This window comes from Lelliottia sp. SL45 (genome assembly GCF_026672535.1).
Lineage (GTDB): Bacteria > Pseudomonadota > Gammaproteobacteria > Enterobacterales > Enterobacteriaceae > Enterobacter > Enterobacter nimipressuralis.
In genome coordinates this window covers 1,342,874-1,361,579 of record NZ_JAPPRH010000003.1, presented here as the reverse complement: position 1 = coordinate 1,361,579, position 18,706 = coordinate 1,342,874, and the positions used below count along the sequence as shown (strand labels likewise).

Annotated in this window: 23 protein-coding genes and 1 pseudogene; 12 read left to right on the top strand and 12 right to left on the bottom strand. The window is 53.4% G+C overall.

What is annotated here, in order from left to right; genetic code table 11:
• Nucleotide 1: 1 nt before the first annotated feature.
• Genes trpCF through trpA form a run of 3 tightly spaced genes read left to right on the top strand, consistent with a single transcriptional unit; the run spans nt 2 to nt 3,373 of the window.
• On the top strand, nt 2-1,360 hold the full coding sequence (trpCF, locus tag OVA10_RS12620) for a bifunctional indole-3-glycerol-phosphate synthase TrpC/phosphoribosylanthranilate isomerase TrpF (protein ID WP_123428160.1): 1,359 nt from the start codon (nt 2-4) through the stop codon (nt 1,358-1,360).
• Nucleotides 1,361-1,370: 10 nt separating this feature from the next.
• Nucleotides 1,371-2,564 (top strand): tryptophan synthase subunit beta, encoded by a 1,194-nt coding sequence (gene trpB, locus OVA10_RS12615; RefSeq protein WP_100779961.1) that lies wholly within the window; start codon nt 1,371-1,373, stop codon nt 2,562-2,564.
• Nucleotides 2,564-3,373, top strand: coding sequence for a tryptophan synthase subunit alpha (gene trpA / locus OVA10_RS12610; RefSeq protein WP_268196070.1), 810 nt, complete (start codon nt 2,564-2,566; stop codon nt 3,371-3,373). The genes trpB and trpA overlap by 1 nt, the downstream gene beginning before the upstream one ends.
• A 32-nt stretch (nt 3,374-3,405) precedes the next feature.
• On the opposite strand, the gene OVA10_RS12605 is transcribed toward trpA, so the two are convergent.
• Entirely contained in the window at nt 3,406-3,858 is a 453-nt protein-coding gene (locus OVA10_RS12605; protein ID WP_181826428.1) for a MarR family winged helix-turn-helix transcriptional regulator, read from the bottom strand.
• A gap of 73 nt (nt 3,859-3,931) precedes the next feature.
• On the opposite strand from OVA10_RS12605, the gene OVA10_RS12600 reads away from it, so the two are divergent.
• The 4 genes from OVA10_RS12600 to OVA10_RS12585 all read left to right on the top strand — a co-directional run bounded on the left by OVA10_RS12600 (nt 3,932) and on the right by OVA10_RS12585 (nt 6,937).
• Entirely contained in the window at nt 3,932-4,879 is a 948-nt protein-coding gene (locus tag OVA10_RS12600; RefSeq protein ID WP_268196069.1) for a quinone oxidoreductase family protein, read from the top strand.
• 160 nt (nt 4,880-5,039) lie between these two features.
• Nucleotides 5,040-6,251 carry a selenium metabolism membrane protein YedE/FdhT gene (yedE, locus tag OVA10_RS12595; protein WP_181826430.1) on the top strand — a complete coding sequence of 404 codons (1,212 nt, stop codon included), beginning with the start codon at nt 5,040-5,042 and terminating at the stop codon, nt 6,249-6,251.
• The gene (yedF, locus tag OVA10_RS12590; RefSeq protein ID WP_100779956.1) at nt 6,248-6,481 is read left to right on the top strand and encodes a sulfurtransferase-like selenium metabolism protein YedF; all 234 of its coding nucleotides are present in this window, start codon (nt 6,248-6,250) and stop codon (nt 6,479-6,481) included. Before yedE ends, yedF begins: the two co-directional genes overlap by 4 nt.
• A gap of 141 nt (nt 6,482-6,622) precedes the next feature.
• A complete protein-coding gene (locus OVA10_RS12585; protein ID WP_107703440.1) occupies nt 6,623-6,937 on the top strand; it encodes a PTS sugar transporter subunit IIB in 315 nt (104 codons plus the stop codon).
• A 57-nt stretch (nt 6,938-6,994) separates the two neighbouring features.
• On the opposite strand, the gene ompW is transcribed toward OVA10_RS12585, so the two are convergent.
• Nucleotides 6,995-7,630, bottom strand: coding sequence for an outer membrane protein OmpW (gene ompW, locus OVA10_RS12580; RefSeq protein WP_123427710.1), 636 nt, complete (start codon nt 7,628-7,630; stop codon nt 6,995-6,997).
• A gap of 174 nt (nt 7,631-7,804) precedes the next feature.
• Between ompW and OVA10_RS12575 the strand changes: the two are divergent.
• The 4 genes and pseudogenes from OVA10_RS12575 to yciA form a co-directional block, all read left to right on the top strand.
• Nucleotides 7,805-7,891: pseudogene (locus OVA10_RS12575) on the top strand (YkgJ family cysteine cluster protein); the annotation flags it as partial.
• A gap of 25 nt (nt 7,892-7,916) precedes the next feature.
• Nucleotides 7,917-8,660: a YciC family protein gene (locus OVA10_RS12570; RefSeq protein WP_107703439.1), complete on the top strand. Its 744-nt coding sequence runs from the start codon at nt 7,917-7,919 to the stop codon at nt 8,658-8,660.
• Nucleotides 8,661-8,691: 31 nt separating this feature from the next.
• A complete protein-coding gene (locus tag OVA10_RS12565; protein ID WP_268196068.1) occupies nt 8,692-9,231 on the top strand; it encodes a septation protein A in 540 nt (179 codons plus the stop codon).
• A 127-nt stretch (nt 9,232-9,358) separates the two neighbouring features.
• Complete coding sequence (yciA, locus tag OVA10_RS12560; protein ID WP_268196067.1) at nt 9,359-9,757, top strand: acyl-CoA thioester hydrolase YciA; 399 nt, start codon at nt 9,359-9,361, stop codon at nt 9,755-9,757.
• 29 nt (nt 9,758-9,786) lie between these two features.
• Here yciA and tonB read toward each other — a convergent pair whose 3' ends face one another.
• On the bottom strand, nt 9,787-10,512 hold the full coding sequence (gene tonB, locus OVA10_RS12555; protein ID WP_123427708.1) for a TonB system transport protein TonB: 726 nt from the start codon (nt 10,510-10,512) through the stop codon (nt 9,787-9,789).
• Nucleotides 10,513-10,733: 221 nt separating this feature from the next.
• Between tonB and OVA10_RS12550 the strand changes: the two genes are divergently transcribed.
• Nucleotides 10,734-11,030, top strand: a complete 297-nt coding sequence (locus OVA10_RS12550) for a YciI family protein (protein WP_100779949.1) — start codon at nt 10,734-10,736, stop codon at nt 11,028-11,030.
• Nucleotides 11,031-11,329: 299 nt separating this feature from the next.
• Here OVA10_RS12550 and OVA10_RS12545 read toward each other — a convergent pair whose 3' ends face one another.
• The 9 genes from OVA10_RS12545 to OVA10_RS12505 form a co-directional block, all read right to left on the bottom strand.
• Nucleotides 11,330-11,890, bottom strand: coding sequence for an HNH endonuclease (locus OVA10_RS12545; RefSeq protein WP_268196066.1), 561 nt, complete (start codon nt 11,888-11,890; stop codon nt 11,330-11,332).
• Nucleotides 11,883-12,983 (bottom strand): AAA family ATPase, encoded by a 1,101-nt coding sequence (locus OVA10_RS12540; protein ID WP_326493394.1) that lies wholly within the window; start codon nt 12,981-12,983, stop codon nt 11,883-11,885. Before OVA10_RS12540 ends, OVA10_RS12545 begins: the two co-directional genes overlap by 8 nt.
• Nucleotides 12,984-13,285: 302 nt before the next feature.
• Nucleotides 13,286-13,507 (bottom strand): DNA-binding transcriptional regulator, encoded by a 222-nt coding sequence (locus tag OVA10_RS12535; protein ID WP_268196064.1) that lies wholly within the window; start codon nt 13,505-13,507, stop codon nt 13,286-13,288.
• A gap of 79 nt (nt 13,508-13,586) precedes the next feature.
• Entirely contained in the window at nt 13,587-14,753 is a 1,167-nt protein-coding gene (locus OVA10_RS12530; RefSeq protein ID WP_268196063.1) for a phage late control D family protein, read from the bottom strand.
• Nucleotides 14,750-15,214, bottom strand: coding sequence for a phage tail protein (locus tag OVA10_RS12525; protein WP_268196062.1), 465 nt, complete (start codon nt 15,212-15,214; stop codon nt 14,750-14,752). Before OVA10_RS12525 ends, OVA10_RS12530 begins: the two co-directional genes overlap by 4 nt.
• Before the next feature lie 13 nt (nt 15,215-15,227).
• Nucleotides 15,228-17,669, bottom strand: coding sequence for a phage tail tape measure protein (locus OVA10_RS12520; RefSeq protein WP_268196061.1), 2,442 nt, complete (start codon nt 17,667-17,669; stop codon nt 15,228-15,230).
• The gene (locus tag OVA10_RS12515) at nt 17,659-17,781 is read right to left on the bottom strand and encodes a GpE family phage tail protein (protein ID WP_105475878.1); all 123 of its coding nucleotides are present in this window, start codon (nt 17,779-17,781) and stop codon (nt 17,659-17,661) included. Before OVA10_RS12515 ends, OVA10_RS12520 begins: the two co-directional genes overlap by 11 nt.
• A 32-nt stretch (nt 17,782-17,813) precedes the next feature.
• Entirely contained in the window at nt 17,814-18,122 is a 309-nt protein-coding gene (locus tag OVA10_RS12510) for a phage tail assembly protein (RefSeq protein ID WP_268196060.1), read from the bottom strand.
• Between the two features lie 56 nt (nt 18,123-18,178).
• Complete coding sequence (locus tag OVA10_RS12505) at nt 18,179-18,697, bottom strand: phage major tail tube protein (RefSeq protein ID WP_268196059.1); 519 nt, start codon at nt 18,695-18,697, stop codon at nt 18,179-18,181.
• Between the last annotated feature and the right edge of the window lie 9 nt (nt 18,698-18,706).

The following is an 18,706-nucleotide window of genomic DNA, read 5'->3' as shown; positions in this document are numbered from 1 at the left end:
GATGCAGACCGTTTTAGCGAAAATCGTCGCCGATAAGGCCATCTGGGTAGAAGCGCGCAAAGAGCAGCAGCCGCTGGCCAGTTTCCAGAATGACGTGGTTCCCAGTCAGCGCCGTTTTTATGATGCCCTGCAGGGCGCGCGCACCGCGTTTATCCTGGAGTGCAAAAAGGCCTCGCCATCGAAAGGCGTGATCCGCGACGACTTCGATCCCGCGCGTATTGCCGGGGTCTACAAACACCATGCGTCAGCCATTTCGGTGCTGACGGATGAGAAATATTTCCAGGGCAGTTTTGATTTTCTGCCGATTGTCAGCCAGATTGCCCCGCAGCCGATTCTGTGCAAAGACTTCATTATTGATGCGTACCAAATCTGGCTCGCGCGTTTTTATCAGGCCGATGCCTGCCTGCTGATGCTCTCCGTGCTGGATGACGAGCAGTATCGACAACTGGCCGCCGTCGCCCACAGCCTGAATATGGGTGTGCTGACGGAAGTGAGCAACGAAGAGGAGCTGGAACGCGCCATTGCGCTGAAAGCCAAAGTCGTCGGCATCAATAACCGCGACCTGCGCGATCTCTCCATCGACCTGAACCGCACGCGCCAGCTGGCGCCACGTCTCGGAGCTGGCGTCACCGTTATTAGCGAGTCGGGCATTAATACTTATGCCCAGGTTCGCGAGCTGAGTCATTTCGCAAACGGCTTTTTGATCGGCTCGGCGCTGATGTCTCACGACGATCTGAATGCCGCTGTCCGCCGCGTGCTGTTAGGTGAGAACAAAGTCTGCGGGCTGACGCGCCCTCAGGACGCCGCCGCCGCCCTCGAGGCGGGTGCCGTCTACGGCGGGCTGATTTTTGTCGACTCGTCTGCGCGAGTAGTAACGGAAGATCAGGCCCGCGAGGTGATTGCCGCTGCTCCGCTGAGCTATGTTGGCGTGTTCCGCGATGCGCCAGTTTCGGACGTCGCCGCCAAAGCTGAAAACTTATCGCTGACTGCCGTGCAGCTGCACGGCAACGAAGGTCAGGCGTACATCAATGAACTTCGCCAGGCACTGGCACCGCAGGTGCAAATCTGGAAAGCGCAAAGCGTGAGCGACACGCTGCCTCCACGCGATCTCCAGCATGTCGATAAATATGTGCTGGATAACGGCCAGGGCGGAACCGGCGTTCGCTTCGACTGGTCCCTGCTGAACGGTGAGAAGCTGGACAACGTCCTGCTGGCGGGTGGATTAAGCCCTGATAACTGCGTAGAAGCCGCGAAAGCAGGCTGTGCGGGTCTCGATTTCAATTCTGGCGTGGAGTCTCAGCCGGGTATCAAAGATGCCAGTAAGCTGGCCTCGGTATTCAAGACGCTGCGTGCATATTAAGGAAGAGCAAATGACAACTTTATTAAATCCCTATTTTGGTGAGTTTGGTGGCATGTACGTGCCGCAGATTTTGATGCCTGCCCTGCGCCAGCTTGAAGAAGCGTTTGTCAGCGCGCAGAAAGATCCGGCCTTCCAGGCGGAATTCACCGACCTGCTGAAAAACTACGCGGGTCGCCCGACGGCGCTGACCAAATGCCGTAACCTGACCGAAGGCACAAAAACCACCCTGTACCTCAAGCGTGAAGATCTGCTCCACGGCGGCGCGCACAAAACCAACCAGGTGCTGGGCCAGGCGCTGCTTGCCAAGCGGATGGGCAAAACCGAAATCATCGCCGAGACCGGTGCAGGCCAGCACGGCGTGGCATCAGCGCTCGCCAGCGCCCTGCTCGGCCTGAAATGCCGTATTTACATGGGGGCGAAGGATGTAGAGCGTCAGTCGCCGAACGTATTCCGTATGCGTCTGATGGGTGCCGAAGTGATCCCGGTACACAGCGGCTCCGCCACGTTGAAAGATGCCTGTAACGAAGCGCTGCGCGACTGGTCTGGCAGCTACGATACCGCGCACTACATGCTTGGTACCGCTGCGGGCCCACACCCGTTCCCGACCATCGTGCGTGAATTCCAGCGCATGATCGGGGAAGAGACCAAAGCGCAGATCCTCGAAAAAGAGGGTCGTCTGCCGGATGCGGTTATCGCCTGCGTCGGTGGTGGTTCCAACGCCATCGGCATGTTTGCTGATTTTATTGATGACGAAAGTGTGGGCCTGATCGGTGTCGAACCTGCGGGTCACGGCATTGAAACCGGCGAGCACGGTGCGCCGCTGAAACATGGTCGCGTAGGGATTTACTTCGGCATGAAGTCGCCGATGATGCAAACCGACGAAGGCCAGATTGAGGAGTCTTACTCTATCTCCGCCGGGCTGGATTTCCCGTCCGTCGGGCCGCAGCACGCGCATCTGAACAGCATCGGTCGCGCGGATTATGTCTCGATTACCGATGACGAAGCGCTGGAAGCGTTTAAAACTCTGTGCCGCAACGAAGGGATTATCCCGGCGCTGGAGTCTTCTCACGCGCTGGCTCATGCGCTGAAGATGATTAAAGAAAACCCGGAAAAAGAGCAGCTGCTGGTGGTTAACCTTTCCGGTCGCGGTGACAAAGATATCTTCACCGTTCACGATATTCTGAAAGCACGAGGGGAAATCTGATGGAACGCTACGATAACGCATTTGCTGAACTGAAAGCCCGCAAGGAAGGCGCGTTTGTTCCCTTCGTCACGCTGGGCGATCCAGGCCCGGAGCAGTCGCTGAAAATTATCGACACCTTAATTGCTGCGGGTGCCGATGCGCTGGAGCTGGGGATCCCGTTCTCCGATCCGCTGGCGGATGGCCCGACGATTCAGAACGCCACCCTGCGCGCCTTTGCCGCAGGCGTGACCCCGACCCAGTGCTTTGAGATGCTGGCGGCAATCCGCCAGAAGCATCCGACCATTCCGATTGGCCTGCTGATGTATGCCAACCTGGTCTTCAGCAAAGGTATCGATAATTTCTACGCCGAATGTGCACGCGTGGGCGTTGATTCAGTGCTGGTCGCCGATGTGCCGGTAGAAGAGTCTGCACCGTTCCGTCAGGCAGCGATGCGTCACAACGTCGCGCCGATCTTCATCTGCCCGCCAAACGCCGATGACGAACTGCTGCGCCAGATTGCCTCTTACGGTCGCGGGTATACCTATCTGCTGTCGCGCGCGGGCGTTACCGGTGCGGAAAACAAAGCAGCGCTTCCCCTGCATCATCTGGTGGAAAAACTGGCCGAGTATCACGCTGCCCCTCCTCTGCAGGGCTTCGGAATCTCATCACCAGAGCAGGTCACCGCAGCGATTGATGCCAATGCCGCAGGTGCTATCTCCGGATCCGCGATTGTGAAAATTATCGAGCGCAACGTCGATAAGCCAGAGCAGATGCTGACTGAACTGCGTGACTTCGTCGCTGCGATGAAAGCGGCGACGCGCAAGGGCTGAGTGTTCTGACCGTCTGGCGACCCGCCAGACGGTTATTCCCCTTTAATACTGTCCGCGTATTTACGCACCAGCCGAAACAGACTCCCCACATCTTCTTCCTGCCAGTCGCTGAAAATCTGGTTCATCAGCGTCATACGCGCCTGCGCGATTTTCATCGTTAACGCTTTTCCTTGCGCCGAGGTGGATACTTCGGAAACCCGTTTATCCGTCGCGCCTGGCTTCTTCTGCACCAGCGCTTGTGCCTCCAGACGTTTAACCTGGCGACTGACGGTGGTGTAATCGCGCCCCAGCCTGTCGGCAAGCTCGACCACGCCCAGCGGGCCGTAGCGGTCGATGGTGATGAGCAACGGGAACAAAATTTGATCCAACAAAACGCCCGCCTCCGACAGCAGGGTGTTGTCGCGTTGCGGCTGATTCATTACGCCCATGATATCCAGCAGCGCGCCGTGAAAATCCGTGACATCGTATTTATGTGCATATTGCATATATTTTCCTGGCGAGTATAGTGCTCTAAAAGATATGTGCATTTTACACATATTTGACAACAGGAGAAAGTGTATGAAAGCAGCCGTTGTTTATGATCCGCTCGCTGGGCCGGTTTACGCCGATTTTGCAACACCCAACATTGAGCCAGGCCAGCACCTCGTTCGCGTTACCGCCTCGGCAATCAGCCATGTGGTGAAAAGCCGGGCCTCCGGTAAGCACTACAGTTTTGACGGCACACTGCCCTTTATCGCCGGGATCGACGGAACGGGCGTCACCGAAGCAGGTCAGCGCGTCTATTTTGCGTTTCCGCCGTCCCCCTGGGGCAGCACGGCGGAGTTTGCCCCAGTCGATGTGAATCTCTGTATTCCCTTACCTGAGGGGCTGGACGATGCCACCGCCGCCGCGATGGCGAATCCGGGGATGTCGGCGTGGGCCGCACTGGTGACACGCGCGCAGTTTCAGCCAGGCGAGACCGTACTCATCAACGGGGCCACGGGCAGTGCCGGGCAGCTTGCGGTGCAAATTGCCCGCTACCGTGGCGCCGGGAAGATCATCGTCACGGGCCGCAATCCGCAGGCACTGTCCCGCCTCAATGCGGATGTGAGCATACTGCTGAGCGACGATAACGCGCGCATCGCACAGGCGTTTGCTGAACAGGCGGCCCAGCAGATTGATGTGGTGATCGACTATCTGTGGGGGCAGAGCGCGCTCGCTATTCTCAACGCTCTGGCAAAGCATACGCCAGGGCTGACGCCGGTGCGTTTTGTTCAGGTCGGCTCACTTTCCGGCGCGGAAATTGCGCTGCCGAGCGCGGTACTGCGCGCCTCTCCGATTCAGTTAATGGGCAGCGGGATTGGTAGCCTGTCGCTGGCACAGCTCATTCAGGCCACGGGTGAGATGTTTCAGGGGGCGGTTCCCGGTGGATTCACGATTGCCACCACCAGGGCACGGCTGGAAGATGTCGCTCAGGCATGGTCACAGGATGACAGCAAAAAACGCACGGTGTTTGTGATGAACTGATGGCAAACGGCAGAGCCTCTACGACTTAAGGGTGAGGACAAAATTGATCGGGTCGAGCTTTTGGGTGGACGACACTTTTCAAATTGGATCGTAAGAGTATGATCCCCCTTCTTTTCGGCACTCTGCCGTTTTAAATCCTTCTGAGTTCAGAGGTTTACACATGTCATGGCAACACTTCAAACAGGCTTATCTGATTAAGTTCTGGTCCCCTGTTCCTGCAGTCATCGCTGCGGGTATCCTCTCTACCTACTATTTCGGCATTACCGGCACCTTCTGGGCGGTCACGGGTGAATTTACCCGCTGGGGCGGACAGCTTTTGCAGCTGGCGGGCGTGCATGCCGAAGAGTGGGGTTATTTTAAGCTGATTCATCTGGAGGGCACCCCGCTCACCCGCATCGACGGGATGATGATTATCGGTATGTTCGGCGGCTGTTTTGCGGCGGCGCTATGGGCCAATAACGTCAAACTGCGTATGCCCCGCAGCCGTATTCGTATTGCGCAGGCCATCGCGGGCGGAATTATCGCCGGGTTTGGCGCGCGTCTGGCGATGGGGTGCAACCTGGCGGCCTTCTTCACGGGTATTCCTCAGTTTTCCCTGCATGCCTGGTTTTTCGCCGTGGCGACCGCCATCGGTTCTTACTTTGGCGCGCGTTTCACGCTGCTGCCTATCTTCCGCATTCCGGTCAAAATGACCAAAGTCAGCGCCGCCTCCCCGCTCACGCAAAAACCGGATCAGGCGAAACGCCGTTTCCGTCTGGGAATGCTGGTCTTTTTCGCGATGATTGCGTGGGCACTGTGTACCGCATTTAATCAGCCAAAACTGGGGCTGGCGATGCTGTTTGGCGTTGGCTTTGGGCTGCTGATTGAGCGCGCGCAGATCTGCTTTACCTCGGCGTTCCGCGATATGTGGATCACCGGGCGCACCATGATGGCAAAAGCGATCATTGCCGGAATGGCAGTCAGCGCCATCGGTATTTTCAGCTATGTGCAGCTGGGCGTGGAGCCAAAAATCATGTGGGCCGGCCCGAATGCGGTGATTGGCGGTTTGCTGTTTGGCTTCGGTATTGTGCTGGCGGGTGGATGCGAAACCGGCTGGATGTACCGTGCCGTGGAAGGACAGGTTCACTACTGGTGGGTGGGTCTCGGCAACGTCATCGGCTCGACTATTCTGGCCTATTACTGGGACGATCTCTCGCCTGCACTCGCCACCAGCTGGGATAAGGTCAATCTGCTGAACACCTTTGGTCCGTTGGGCGGGCTGCTGGTCACCTACGCCCTGCTGTTGATCGCCTTTTTACTGGTTATCGCCCAGGAGAAACGATTCTTTCGTCGCACCGCGCGTAACACTGAAACACAGGAGAATGTGGCATGACGCAAATTGTCCCTGATTATCGCCTCGATATGGTTGGCGAACCTTGTCCGTACCCGGCCGTCGCCACCCTCGAAGCCCTGCCGCAATTGAAGAAAGGGGAAATTCTGGAGGTGGTGAGCGATTGTCCTCAATCGATCAATAACATTCCGCTGGATGCCAAAAATCACGGCTACACCGTGTTGGATATTCAGCAGGACGGCCCGACCATTCGCTATTTGATTCAGAAGTAACGCCCCTCTCACAACGTTCCCCAGCGGGAACGTTGTTCCCTCCGCTTTGCCGATGAAAAAACAACCAACACGTTGCGTTAGCTCTCATTTTCTTTTTATCGCGAAGAATACTGTATCCACAGTTTCCATGAGGATAATCTGATGAAAAAGTTACTGATATGTTGTCTGTTCGGCAATACCGCCCAGTCGCTTGCCAGGAAAATGCAGCATGCTGCTGATGCGCGCGGAATGAAACTGCTGATAAGCGCCGTCGGGCTGGATAATTTCGCCAGCGTCGCCCCGGCTTTTGACGCCTTCCTGGTCGCGCCGCACATTCAATATAAGCTTGAAGAATTACGGGCAGTGATTGGTGAAGGCCAGCCGATCACGGTTATCGAAAGCTATCCGTTTGCCTCACTGGACGGTGAGAAGGTGCTGGAATTTGTACTTAAGCATATGCCGGAGCTGGTGGCATAGCGTTGATCAATGAAAACTGGCCGCAGTACGACCAGTTTTTTACGAGCGTTGAAGCGATCAGAAACGATAACCCGCCGAGAACATAAACACCCATGGGTCCAGGCGCGTATGGACGCTCTGCTGTTCGCCGCCAGCCTTGAAGCGCACGTCGGTGTCGATATCCATATACCAGACGGACATGTTCAGCAGCCAGTCGCGGTCGATCAGATAATCCAGCCCGACCTGCCCCGCAGCACCCCAGGAATCTTTCAGACTCAGATCGGAAAGACCGGCCTCTTTACCCGTATCGTTAAACTTCTCGTCGAAGAAGGTGGTGTAGTTCACACCTGCACCGATATACGGACGCACTTTGCTGCTGGCATCACCAAAGTACCACTGCGCCATCAGGGTTGGCGGGAGCTGATGAACCGTTGCAATATTTCCCGTCGGACCGGTGCCGACTTTGTGGCGGAATGGCGTTGCCGCCAGAAGTTCAATACCGACATTTTCCGTTGCCATATAGGTGAACGTCAGGCCCAGTTGGGTATTGTTGCTGACGTTGAAGCCGCCCAGACTCCCCAGCACATTGTCCGATCCCTCTGTCGGGCGAACCGTTGCCGAACCCGCACGAATAAAGAACTCGCCCGCTTCATGTGCGTACGCACCGCCAGAAATACTGCTTAAGATCAGGGCTGCCACTGCTAACTTTTTCATATCCGCTCCATCGTTGTGGTTTTATTGGCGCGGTGAATATACTCATAAATAAGTAACAAGTGATCTAACTCAGATCACACTTGGTCTGGTAATTTAACATTCATTGATCCAGATTAATTTTTGCCGTGCAAACCGACACGCATATCCTCGTCTCAGGTCAATTTTGCAAAATGACCGAGGCTTTACAAAGATATGCTTTTCCATACAAGTCATGGTGCTGCCACGACAGAGTTATCCAGGGTACAATTGCCCGCTTATTAATACCTGCAATACTCAAGGAGAGTGCATGTCTATCACGGCGAAGTCCGTCTACCGTGACACGGGGAATTTCTTCCGCAATCAGTTCATTACTTTTTTACTGATCGCCTTGCTTTGCGCGTTTATCACGGTGGTGCTTGGCCATGCGTTTTCGCCGAGTGATGATCAAATTGCCACCCTGAGCCAGGGCGATCATCTCGCCGGCAGCGGCGGGTTGTTTGATCTGGTTCAGAACATGACGCCAGAACAGCAGCAGATTTTGCTGCGCGCCTCTGCGGCATCGACCTTCTCGGGCTTGATCGGTAATGCGATTCTGGCGGGCGGTGTCTTGCTGATGGTTCAGCTCATTTCTGCGGGACATCGCGTCAGCGCCCTGCGCGCCATCGGTGCCAGCGCGCCTGTACTGCCTAAACTGTTCATCCTGATCTTTTTGACCACCATGCTGGTGCAGATTGGGGTGATGCTGGTGGTCGTGCCGGGTGTACTGCTGGCAATAATTCTCTCGTTCGCCCCAGTGATGCTGGTGCAGGACAAGATGGGAATATTTACAGCCATGCGCAGCAGTGCAAAACTGGCATGGGCAAATATGCGCCTGGTGGCCCCGGCGGTGATCAGCTGGCTGCTGGCCAAAACCCTGCTGCTGCTGTTTGCACCAAACTTTGCGGTCTTGACGCCAAACGTCGGTGCGGTGGTTGCAAACACGCTGAGTAACCTGATTTCAGCCGTGTTGCTGGTCTATTTATTCCGCCTGTATATGTTGATTCGCCAATAGTTTCCCTGAAAGCAGATAATGGAATCGAAGAATGAAGCAGTTTCTTGATTTTTTACCGCTGGTCGTGTTTTTCGCGTTTTACAAGCTCTACGACATCTATGCCGGCACAGCCGCGTTAATCGTCGCGACGGCCGTGGTGTTGATTTACAGCTGGGTGCGTTATCGTAAAGTCGAAAAAATGGCGCTGATCACCTTTGTACTGGTGGCGGTGTTTGGGGGATTAACCCTGTTCTTCCATAACGATGAATTTATCAAATGGAAAGTGACGGTCATTTACGCGCTGTTCGCGGGTGCGCTGGTGTTCAGCCAGTGGGTGATGAATAAACCGCTGATTCAGCGCATGCTCGGCAAAGAGATCACCCTTCCTCAGGAAGTGTGGTCGCGCCTGAATATCGCCTGGGCGCTGTTCTTTATCCTCTGCGGGCTGGCGAATATCTACATTGCGTTCTGGCTGCCGCAGAATATCTGGGTCAACTTCAAGGTCTTTGGCCTGACGGCGTTGACGCTGATTTTCACGCTGCTCAGCGGTGTGTATATCTATCGCCATATGCCTCAGGACGATAAGCACTAAAATTGAAGGCCAGGCAGCGTGCTGTCTGGCCTTTTCTCTTCCCGACCGTCTGCTTTTCGTATTTCCCACCAGCTGTAAATCATAGTAGCATCCCGCCTGTCGTCTTCCGTAACGAGCTTAAGAAACAATGACAATAACGAATGACGCCCCTCAGGGCGAACTGGTTTTACGCACACTTGCTATGCCTGCCGACACCAATGCGAACGGTGACATCTTTGGCGGGTGGTTAATGGCCCAGATGGACATGGGAGGCGCGATCCTCGCAAAAGAGATCGCACATGGCCGCGTGGTGACGGTCAGAGTCGACGGGATGACGTTTTTGCGTCCGGTCGCAGTGGGTGATGTTGTGTGCTGCTACGCACGCTGCGTCAAACGCGGTAACACGTCGATATCGATCAACATTGAAGTCTGGGTAAAGAAGGTCTCTTCCGAGCCGATTGGCCAGCGCTACAAGGCGACTGAAGCGCTGTTTATCTATGTCGCGGTGGACAATCAGGGCAAACCTCGCCCACTGCCACAGGTATAAAAAAAGCCTCCATCTGGAGGCTTTCTTGTTTATTCCATCTGCGCCCCGCCGTTCAGGCGGAAGACGATGTTAACGATAAGTCCATTCCCCGGCTTGCCAGGCTCGTAGCGCCATTTACGCATCGCGGCTTTCACTTCTCGCTCGAACATGTTTGCTGGTTGCGCCGAGAGCACTTCGACGTTATCGACACGGCCATCCGCGGTCACGTCAAACTTCACACGCAGACGTCCCTCAATACGCAGGGCCTGTGCACGCGCAGGATACTGCGGCTGATTGCGGCTCATCGCGCGCGGACCAGAAGGAGCAGACACCACCGGCTTCGTCGTCGTCGGCGAACTATTCATGACCGGTTTCGCGGGTGCGGTGTTCTGGGTTGACTGCACCGCGCGGGGTTCGACCGGACGCTCTTCACGCTTCGGACGCTCCTCGACCTTTTTCACCGGCTTCGGTTTTGGCTTCGGCTTAGGTTTTGGCTCCGGCTTGTGGATCACCACGGGCGCTTCTTTCGGCGGTTCCGGAACAATTTCAGGTTCGGGTTCTGGCTCAGGCTCGACAACCGGCTCCGGCGGAGGCGGAACCACCTGCGGCTCCAGGTCTGCTGGCGACACCATCGTCACAGAAATCGGCTGCGCAGGTGCTGGCATTTCAATAACCTGATGAACCGAAGTGTAGAGCAGCGCCGCCACGACAGCGCCGTGGATCACAACGGACAGTAGCGTCGGCCAGGGAAAGCGGCGAGGTAAATCGAGGGTCATCGAAGTCATAATCGTTACAGTTAAAAAACCAGACCCTGATTTTAAATGCAAATAGCAATCATATTCAATAAGGCACTCCATCTTCTCGCGATTTAACTGCTCGCGAGGCCAAAAAAGGCGCATCTTTGTTATGGTTTTAACAAGGTCGTTATCTTTACATTGCAGTCATCGATGCTTTCACATAACGTAATTGACACTTTTTATGGCTAAGGAGCTCCGCCGTGCTTTACGTGATTTACGCTGAAGATGTTGCCGATTCTCTGGAAAAACGACTTTCCGTGCGCCCTGCCCATCTCGCGCGTCTGCAACTGTTACATGACGAAGGAAAATTACTGACCGCCGGCCCGATGCCCGCAGTGGATAGCAACGATCCCGGTGCGGCTGGCTTTAGCGGCTCAACGGTCATTGCGGAGTTTGAATCGCTGGAAGCTGCACAGTCCTGGGCCGAAGCAGACCCGTACGTCGCGGCAGGGGTTTATGAGAAAGTGACCGTCAGACCGTTCAAGAAAGTGTTTTGAGGTGAGGGGGGAAGGCTCCCGCAGGAGCTTTTTGAAACGCTTCAACACAATGAAATAAAAGGATTTATTTCAGGTCACGTCCACATGTTGACCACATCGGTACAATAAACCCGCTCAGGCGGGTTTATTTCGATATGCTCTAACACAATAGTATCGTACACATTCAGAGGTGCAAACACTCTCCCGCAATGATCAACAACGTATTCACATCTATACAGCTCAGTCTCGTGTAATCGGAAATATTCAAATTACTGATATTATGGTTTGTAGCATCAATGACTTTAACTTAAGCATGACAATTAAATGTATCTCTCAATGATAGGTATTCCTTGTGCAAGATCAAAATCTTGACATTCGAAATCAAACAACCTAAAAAATCTATATGTGTAAGACCCTTTGAGGCTATTATTTTTGACTATATATTTTGTGATCGATAGGTTTTCAACTTCTATATTTATTCGCGTAATGTGCTTATTATAATCATCTAAATTAGGATGTATAAATTTGTAGGTTGACTTATTGAAAATTCTTTTTTTATGATAACCACCCACTATAAATTCAATGTTCGCTTTTTTTATTTGCATATTGCATCGCTTGCAAGCAATGCTTAAATTTTTTGGAGAAAACATAAACTTAGCATAGAGTGACTGAGGAAGTATATGCTCTATATCAATGACAAGATTAAATTCCCCTTTAAAAGATCGCTGACAATAACAGCATTTTAAGCATTTGTCTCTGTAATGGCTTTTTATAGTTTTTTTTACATTTATAAGTTTTTTGTTATACCATATATTTCCGCCTTCAGCAACCGAACGGCGTATTGCCAACACCTCTTCCTCAGTATATTTAAACTTAGCCATTCTTTTTAATCTCTTTGATAATATTTGGTATTGAATCAATTATTTCAAGATGTTTATGGTCATCAGTAATTTTTTTAAACTTTTTTAATTGCTCATGCAGTTCAGCTTCATCAATATTATTCTTTAAAGCAGTATTTATTAGTTTATTAATAAGATAGCTGAAATATCGACTTTCAGGAGTTATTATTTGAAATACATCAGTGAGTATCTCTTCAATATTTTTTGAATGGTGATCTGCAAGCTTTTTTATATTCCCATTTATAGTCCTATAAATACTAACTTTAGATTCTGAACTATGTGCACCTGAAATGACCATAGGGGCATGGGTAGCGCATACAATGATTGGTTTATAATGGTAGAACAAATCATTTAAATTTTTAAAATATTCACGCTGCCATCTAGGGTGCAAACTATTCTCCGGCTCATCTATAAGAATATATGCCTTTTTATCTATGTGCATCGAGATCCATGACAACGAAGTTAAAAGAGTTAACTCGCCCGAACTAGCTTCATTTAAATTTATTTTTTCACCGTGTTTATAAAGTGAGATCTTTACATCACTTAAAATTTTTAGCTTCGTTAAATGATATTTCAATCTTAAGACAGAAAGTAGGTATTCTGTTTCCAAATCAATGCCTGGGTATTCAAAATCTATTACCATCTGGATCTTAGGGTTTTTTTCATTGCTAGACCATAACCCTGGTGCGGTTTCAATTGTCGGCACTCTTGACAAAAAAGATCTAACTTTCATTATATCATATATCTCTAGAGATCTTGTATACTCCAAAGAGTTTATTTTTTTCAGAGAGTCCGTGCTATTTACTAATTTAAATGACACTTCGATCTTACTATTGAAACCAATATAAGCTAACACCCTCCGGAGGATCTCAAATGACTTCCCACTATCAAGCTGTGATCTTTTAGAAGACAAAGCATCTATCATTACATCACTTACATGGTTTATTTTATTTGATGGTAGCCTAAAATAATTTTTAATACGTAAAGTTGGGAATTTATTATGAATAGTGTTTGCAATAGTGATAATATTGGCATATGGTTCGGAATATGCTATTTCTTGTGCTAATTCGGCCATGAGCCTACTTTTACCTGCTCCATTCTCTCCAATTAACAGATGATTATTTGATTGTTTGTTTAGTTTTGGCAGAAGCATAATTGTCCTTATTAAGTTCTAGAATTTAATACACATACTTTACACTATCAATATTCTGTATTGCTACCAAGTTATATAATTTCTCATGTTAAAATTCACATCATTTTCTGATTATCCTAAAATGACTTCCTTCAAAACACCTTAACTACACACGTTGTAATAAAACATACACCTTAAATTATCAAATCGAAGAAGCCCCCGCAATTGTGGGGCTTTCTCATTTGTCACATCCAATGCATCTGATGCTGTCCTGACGTTGCCGGGTGTGGTGGTGCTGGCACGACTTCACCCGGTGAAACGATAAAACGCGAAAGGGTCTCGGTCGTGACAAAGGTGCAACTGCAGTTGATATTTGTACACTGATGGTAACGCTCCTTCGTGGTATCAGAGAAATATCGACTTGTGCGCGCGTGGGCGGCGTGATGGCATTTTGGACAGTGAAACATGGTGAGCACCTCTTAACGATTCCGATGCGCTAATTTTACTCACTTTATTCATATAAAACAAATAGATATAATGATAACTCTATTCCATTTCCTCACTCTCATACTCAACGTCTGAAACCTTCACCTCAAGCTCTAAGCCCGTCGTGTAACCGTTCCCGTTAAGGTTGTGCACCACGCGGCTGATTATCCACGCCTGCTCGTCTATGACGCGCTTAAAGCCTTTCACCGCCACCGGCGTTTCAGGAAATAAATCTGCCCGGCCAGTGGCGAGCGTAACCGAAAACTCCGCCACCCCGCGCTGTATCTTGTCCCACTTCGCCTGAGCTGCGCGCATCGCCTGCGCCTTTGTCGCAAAGATGGTCGTGAGCTCCAGCACGTTGTCAGACTCACCGGCCATATACTCGCCCTCGCGCGCTTCCTGCTCCTTTTTCGCCTGACTCTTTGTCGGTGCTTTAACGGCTTTCGGGTGCTGCAGAGCGCGCAGATGTTGCTTTTTCGGCTTGCGTTTGAGCTTCACCTTTTGCTTTTGCGGTTTCGGGTCTCTGGTGTGCAGCCATTTTGCCGTGACGCCGGTGTACGCCTCGCGGTCAGCAATGGCGAACTGATGCCGGTCGCCGTCGCCGCGCTCGACGGTCATTTGCGGGATAGCCTTGCCGCTGGCCGTTACCGCGCTACCGGCTTTCAGGAATAATAATTTTCCCGCTTTGACAGAAACCGACGCACCGTTTCGGTCAGCCAGTCGGGAAAGAAACGCCGCGTCGGATTCCTGTGACTGGTCGATATGCGGCACGGCGATCGCTTTCAGGGTCTCAGCGACGCTGGCCGCGAGTTTGTTACGCTGCGCGATGGTATCGACAATTACCCCGAGCGTGGTGTCATGCCATGACTGCTCGCGGCGTGAGTTCAGCGTCCCGCGAAAATCCGCACTACGCCCCCGGATGGTCAGCGTATCTGGCGCGCCCCGGTGCTCAATTTCATCGACCGTGAACGTCCCTTTTTTTATCAGCGCGGAATCCTGCCATCCTAACCACAGCGTCAACGTAGCTCCGCGCGGCGGCATTGCTATCTGGCCGTCAGTGTCATCGAGCTCGATATCGAGCTGGTCGGCCTCGAATCCGCGATTGTCGGTTATGGTCAGGCTGATAAGGCGGTCACTAAAATCCTGCGTGATATCCTCGTTATCCAGCTTGAGCATAAACGCCGGGGCTATCTTCGCCCCGGCCTGCACATTCATTCCCGTTATCATCCCGCCAGTCCTCCCAGCCAGTTACCGGCTGATGTGACCAGACTGTCAGCCTGCGTTTTCAGGTCGCCGTAAATCGCCGCGAGCGAGTCATCAACGCGTTTCAGCGACAGGCTGAAATCGATTTTTCGCGCCTGGCCGTCGCTGAAAAGCTCGGTGTGGGTATGGGTCACTTTCTCGATAACATACATCCCGAGGATCATGCCCGTCCCGTCAATCAGCGGCCATGCGCGCCCCTCATCAGCCATCAGTTCGACCGCTGTCAGCGACAGGCGACCGCCGGTGATTTCAGGGTAAAGCGTGCCCGACAGGGTGCGGGAGGTTTCTCCCTCCCCGAGAAACTGATAAGCCGGTGGCTTGCCGATGCGGTCGTTTGAGGCCCAGCGATAATCTTTCGAATACTGCATCGACTGATACGGCAGGGTGTGCCGTTCAAACACAAAAAAACCCAGCACCATTAGCATGTTTACACCTTCCTTAATCGTGTCTCATGTTGGATCGCTGGCGCGCACGTTTCTCACGGTCGACCTTCTCGACGGCGTCGCGCAGCTGACGGTCGAGGTCGCTGCCCGGCACAGCGCCACCCTGCAGGGTGATGTTGTATTCGCTTTTACTCTGGTCGATGTAAGACCGGCCAGCGGGAGCTGTCACCGGCTGATACGCCTGATATCCGCCATAACTCGCAGTTGCCGGGATATACCCGCCACCCGGCGCGGCCTTATTCGCTTTCGCGGCAGTCTGGTCGAGGTCACCGGACTCTTTTTTGATGACCCCGAGCTTTTCCAGCAGCCAGCCGACCTTCCCGCTCAGGCTGTTGAAGATATTCAGCGGAGCCATCAGCGCATCGGCGAGGGCTTTACCAAACATAACCCCGACATTTTTGCAGCTCTCCAGCGTTTCCTGCGTGGCTTTCACCGGCGCGAGCAGGTCTTTAAACCACTTCCAGACGACACCGAGCTTTTCCGCGATGGCGTCAAAGACCGGCGAGAGCGGGGCAAACATTTCCCCGACAGGCGCAAAGGCGGCTTTAAGCCCTTCCACCACTCCTGAGAAAAAGGCGTCTAGCGGTTCCCAATATTTACGGATCAGCAGCGCACCCGCCACGATAGCTGCGACCACAGCCACCACCGGCAGACTGATGGCACCAATGGCCGTGACGATTGCCCCACCGACGGTGCTGAATACCACGCCCATTACACCGGCAGCGGCAATGATGGCGTTAATGCCCATCACCACCGGCCAGGCGACGAGGCCAATCCCGCCCATTACGCCAGTCAGCGCCAGCGCGCCGCCGACCACCACACCGATAGTGGTCGCCAGTCCCTTATTTTTTGTGATCCAGCCATCGAGTTTGAGCACATACTTCGTCGCCGTTTGCGTCAGCCTGCGCAGTGAGCCCTCCTGCTGGTCAAACAGGTCAGTCCCGACCGCCTCATATGCCGACTGAAACTCTTTAAAGTCGCCGCCGAGGTTGTCCTGCATGACTTTAACCAGCTCCTCGGTCTTGCCGTCCGAGGCTTTAAACGCAGCGGTAAGCTGGTCGAGTTTGCCGGTCGACGCGGCGGCCATCAGTACCGCCGCCGACGAGCTGGCCTCCTCACCGAAAATGGTTTTCATGTATTCGGCGCGCTGGCCGGTGCCGAGATTGTTCTTCTCAAAACTGCGCTGCATTTCTTTCAGGATGGAAAATATCGGGCGCGTGTTTCCCTTGCTGTCCGACGTTTTCACCCCGAGCTCTTTGATGGCGTCATACGCTTTACCGGTCGGTGCCTGCAGGCGACTCAGCACGGCACGGCTTCCTGTTCCCGCCATCGAGCCGGTGATTTTGGAGTCGTGGAGCGCGCCCACCATCGCGGCGGTTTCCTCGATACTGACCCCGGCATTTTTCGCCACCGGCGCGGCGTACGTCAGCGCGTCGCTTAGCCCGTCAAAGTCGGCGGCAGTTTTGTTCATCGTCATCGAGAGCACATCGCCAATGTGTGCGACTTTGTCGTTGGAAAGCTGAAACGCGGATTTCATCCCGGTCAGCAGCGCGGCGTTCTCTTCCATCGAGCGCTGATTCGACAGCGCCATATTCAGCGTGACCGGTGTCGCCGCCTGAATGGCCGCCGCATCGCCGCCGCTTTTGGCAATGATGATTTGCGCACTGGCCGCGTCATCGGCAGACGCAGCGGTATTGTCACCGAGCTGTCGCGCCTGTTTACGCAGCGCCTGCATTTCGGGCGATTGTTTCTCAACGCCGAGCACCGCCTGCAGCTCAGAGTTTTTCTGCGCAAAATCAAAGCCCGGCATCATCAGTTTTACACCTGCCAGCGTTCCCGCCGTAGCAATACCGACCCCGGCAGCACCTGCGGCCGCCGCACTACCGGCCATTGATTTACCGGCCTGATAGCGCTCTTTCACCCGGTTGAGCTTTGCCTGCTGTGCGCTGACCTTCGCCAGTGCATCACGCTGACGATTGAGCTGCGCAGTGGTCTCGCTGATGCGCGACTTAAGCCCCCGCTCATCATTTGCCAGATTACGGGTATTAATCCCCACCGCGCCGAGCTCGCGTTGCTGGCGTTTAATGGATTCGGTGAGGCTGTTGTATTTTGTTTGCAGCCCGTCGGCTGCACGCTTCGCGGATTCAAGTACCTGTGCCTGCGCGCGCGTCGGGCGCTCGGTGTTTTTAAACTGCGTGGCAAGAGCCGCCGCCTCCTGCTTTGCCTTTTCCAGTGACTGACCGGTGACGGCAAGCTGCGCGCTGGCTTTCCTGAATCCCTCAATGCGGGATGCCTGCGCGTTAAGCTCGCGCAGGCTTTTCTGTGAAGTGCGGATGTCGCCGGTAAGGGATTTGCTGGCGGTCTGGATAGCCTTAAGCGGTCGGCTTGCCCGGTCGACCGCGTTCAGCAGTACCTCAAGTCTGACATTATTGCTCATGATGGTTTCCGCTACGCTGCAGCGCTTTCTCGCGCCACGTGAAGAGCTCGGTCACGCTCAGGGAATTCAGCTCTGATGGCGGCCAGTGAAAAACCACCGCGATATCCGCCATCAGGTCATCGACCGACAGGTTTTCGTGAAATTCTAGTGTTCCGAAACAGGCGACAAAAAACCGACCACCTTACCGGCGAGCGAAATCAGGTCGGACACATCCAGACGCGCGACCTCGTGCTCAGTCAGCGCAGGATAGGTCATGCGCGGCAGCACCTTAATCAGGGCATCGACGTCAGAGTTTGCCAGTGATGCCAGCGACACACCGCGCAGGGTTCCCGCGTTCGGTTTGGTCAGGGTGATCTGCTCAATTTTCTGCTCGCCGCGCATCAGTGGGGTATCGAGGATCACGACGTTCGGTTTTTTGGTTTCGGTGGTGGCGGTTTCGTTGATATTTTCCATGATGTTTCTCTCTTCAAAGTTAAGTGACCGGCCAGCATTGCTGACCGGGTCAGGGGTTACAGACCGATGGCCTTGCGGTGCTCAGCCAGACGGTCGACGCCGTCTACTTTCAGCACCATGTTGATGACGTCAATCTCGATGACTTCGCGGCCATCAATCGTGAGCTGGTAATAGGCGCACTCGGTCGACATTTTGGTCGTCCCGCTTTCACCCTGTTTGTTTTCGCCGCCGTCGTACTCTTTGTGACGGCCCCGCATCACCACCTCAACGGCAGAAATCGCGCCGGTGTCGTCGCGCTGATACGAGCCGGTAAAGCGCAGCGGCACGCTGTCAGCACCCGGCGAGGCGTACTGCGCCCACAGGTCGACATCGGGCAGACCGCCGAGCGTCCACTCAAGCGACAGCGCGTCGTCATCGAGACCGAGGTCAATTGATACCGAGCCCGGCATCCCGCCGCCGCGATATTTTTCGAGCTTGCGGGTCAGCTTCGGCAGGGAGACGGATTCCACGACGCCCATGTAGCTCAGGCCGTCGTTGAACATGTTCAGATATTTAAGCTTGCGCGGTAATGCCATGCTTGCAGC

What these genes read in the sequence shown, in the direction of transcription:
- OVA10_RS12540 (WP_326493394.1), bottom strand. Translation starts at nt 12,983, where the DNA reads ATGGCCGAATTAGCACAAGAAATAGCATATTCCGAACCATATGCCAAT.
- trpA (WP_268196070.1), top strand. Translation starts at nt 2,564, where the DNA reads ATGGAACGCTACGATAACGCATTTGCTGAACTGAAAGCCCGCAAGGAA.
- OVA10_RS12525 (WP_268196062.1), bottom strand. Translation starts at nt 15,214, where the DNA reads ATGCTAATGGTGCTGGGTTTTTTTGTGTTTGAACGGCACACCCTGCCG.
- ompW (WP_123427710.1), bottom strand. Translation starts at nt 7,630, where the DNA reads ATGAAAAAGTTAGCAGTGGCAGCCCTGATCTTAAGCAGTATTTCTGGC.
- tonB (WP_123427708.1), bottom strand. Translation starts at nt 10,512, where the DNA reads ATGACCCTCGATTTACCTCGCCGCTTTCCCTGGCCGACGCTACTGTCC.
- OVA10_RS12600 (WP_268196069.1), top strand. Translation starts at nt 3,932, where the DNA reads ATGAAAGCAGCCGTTGTTTATGATCCGCTCGCTGGGCCGGTTTACGCC.
- OVA10_RS12570 (WP_107703439.1), top strand. Translation starts at nt 7,917, where the DNA reads ATGTCTATCACGGCGAAGTCCGTCTACCGTGACACGGGGAATTTCTTC.
- yedF (WP_100779956.1), top strand. Translation starts at nt 6,248, where the DNA reads ATGACGCAAATTGTCCCTGATTATCGCCTCGATATGGTTGGCGAACCT.
- OVA10_RS12535 (WP_268196064.1), bottom strand. Translation starts at nt 13,507, where the DNA reads ATGTTTCACTGTCCAAAATGCCATCACGCCGCCCACGCGCGCACAAGT.
- OVA10_RS12515 (WP_105475878.1), bottom strand. Translation starts at nt 17,781, where the DNA reads ATGGCGGATATCGCGGTGGTTTTTCACTGGCCGCCATCAGAGCTGAAT.
- yedE (WP_181826430.1), top strand. Translation starts at nt 5,040, where the DNA reads ATGTCATGGCAACACTTCAAACAGGCTTATCTGATTAAGTTCTGGTCC.
- trpCF (WP_123428160.1), top strand. Translation starts at nt 2, where the DNA reads ATGCAGACCGTTTTAGCGAAAATCGTCGCCGATAAGGCCATCTGGGTA.
- OVA10_RS12605 (WP_181826428.1), bottom strand. Translation starts at nt 3,858, where the DNA reads ATGCAATATGCACATAAATACGATGTCACGGATTTTCACGGCGCGCTG.
- OVA10_RS12545 (WP_268196066.1), bottom strand. Translation starts at nt 11,890, where the DNA reads ATGGCTAAGTTTAAATATACTGAGGAAGAGGTGTTGGCAATACGCCGT.
- OVA10_RS12585 (WP_107703440.1), top strand. Translation starts at nt 6,623, where the DNA reads ATGAAAAAGTTACTGATATGTTGTCTGTTCGGCAATACCGCCCAGTCG.
- trpB (WP_100779961.1), top strand. Translation starts at nt 1,371, where the DNA reads ATGACAACTTTATTAAATCCCTATTTTGGTGAGTTTGGTGGCATGTAC.
- OVA10_RS12530 (WP_268196063.1), bottom strand. Translation starts at nt 14,753, where the DNA reads ATGATAACGGGAATGAATGTGCAGGCCGGGGCGAAGATAGCCCCGGCG.
- OVA10_RS12565 (WP_268196068.1), top strand. Translation starts at nt 8,692, where the DNA reads ATGAAGCAGTTTCTTGATTTTTTACCGCTGGTCGTGTTTTTCGCGTTT.
- OVA10_RS12505 (WP_268196059.1), bottom strand. Translation starts at nt 18,697, where the DNA reads ATGGCATTACCGCGCAAGCTTAAATATCTGAACATGTTCAACGACGGC.
- OVA10_RS12510 (WP_268196060.1), bottom strand. Translation starts at nt 18,122, where the DNA reads ATGGAAAATATCAACGAAACCGCCACCACCGAAACCAAAAAACCGAAC.
- OVA10_RS12520 (WP_268196061.1), bottom strand. Translation starts at nt 17,669, where the DNA reads ATGAGCAATAATGTCAGACTTGAGGTACTGCTGAACGCGGTCGACCGG.
- yciA (WP_268196067.1), top strand. Translation starts at nt 9,359, where the DNA reads ATGACAATAACGAATGACGCCCCTCAGGGCGAACTGGTTTTACGCACA.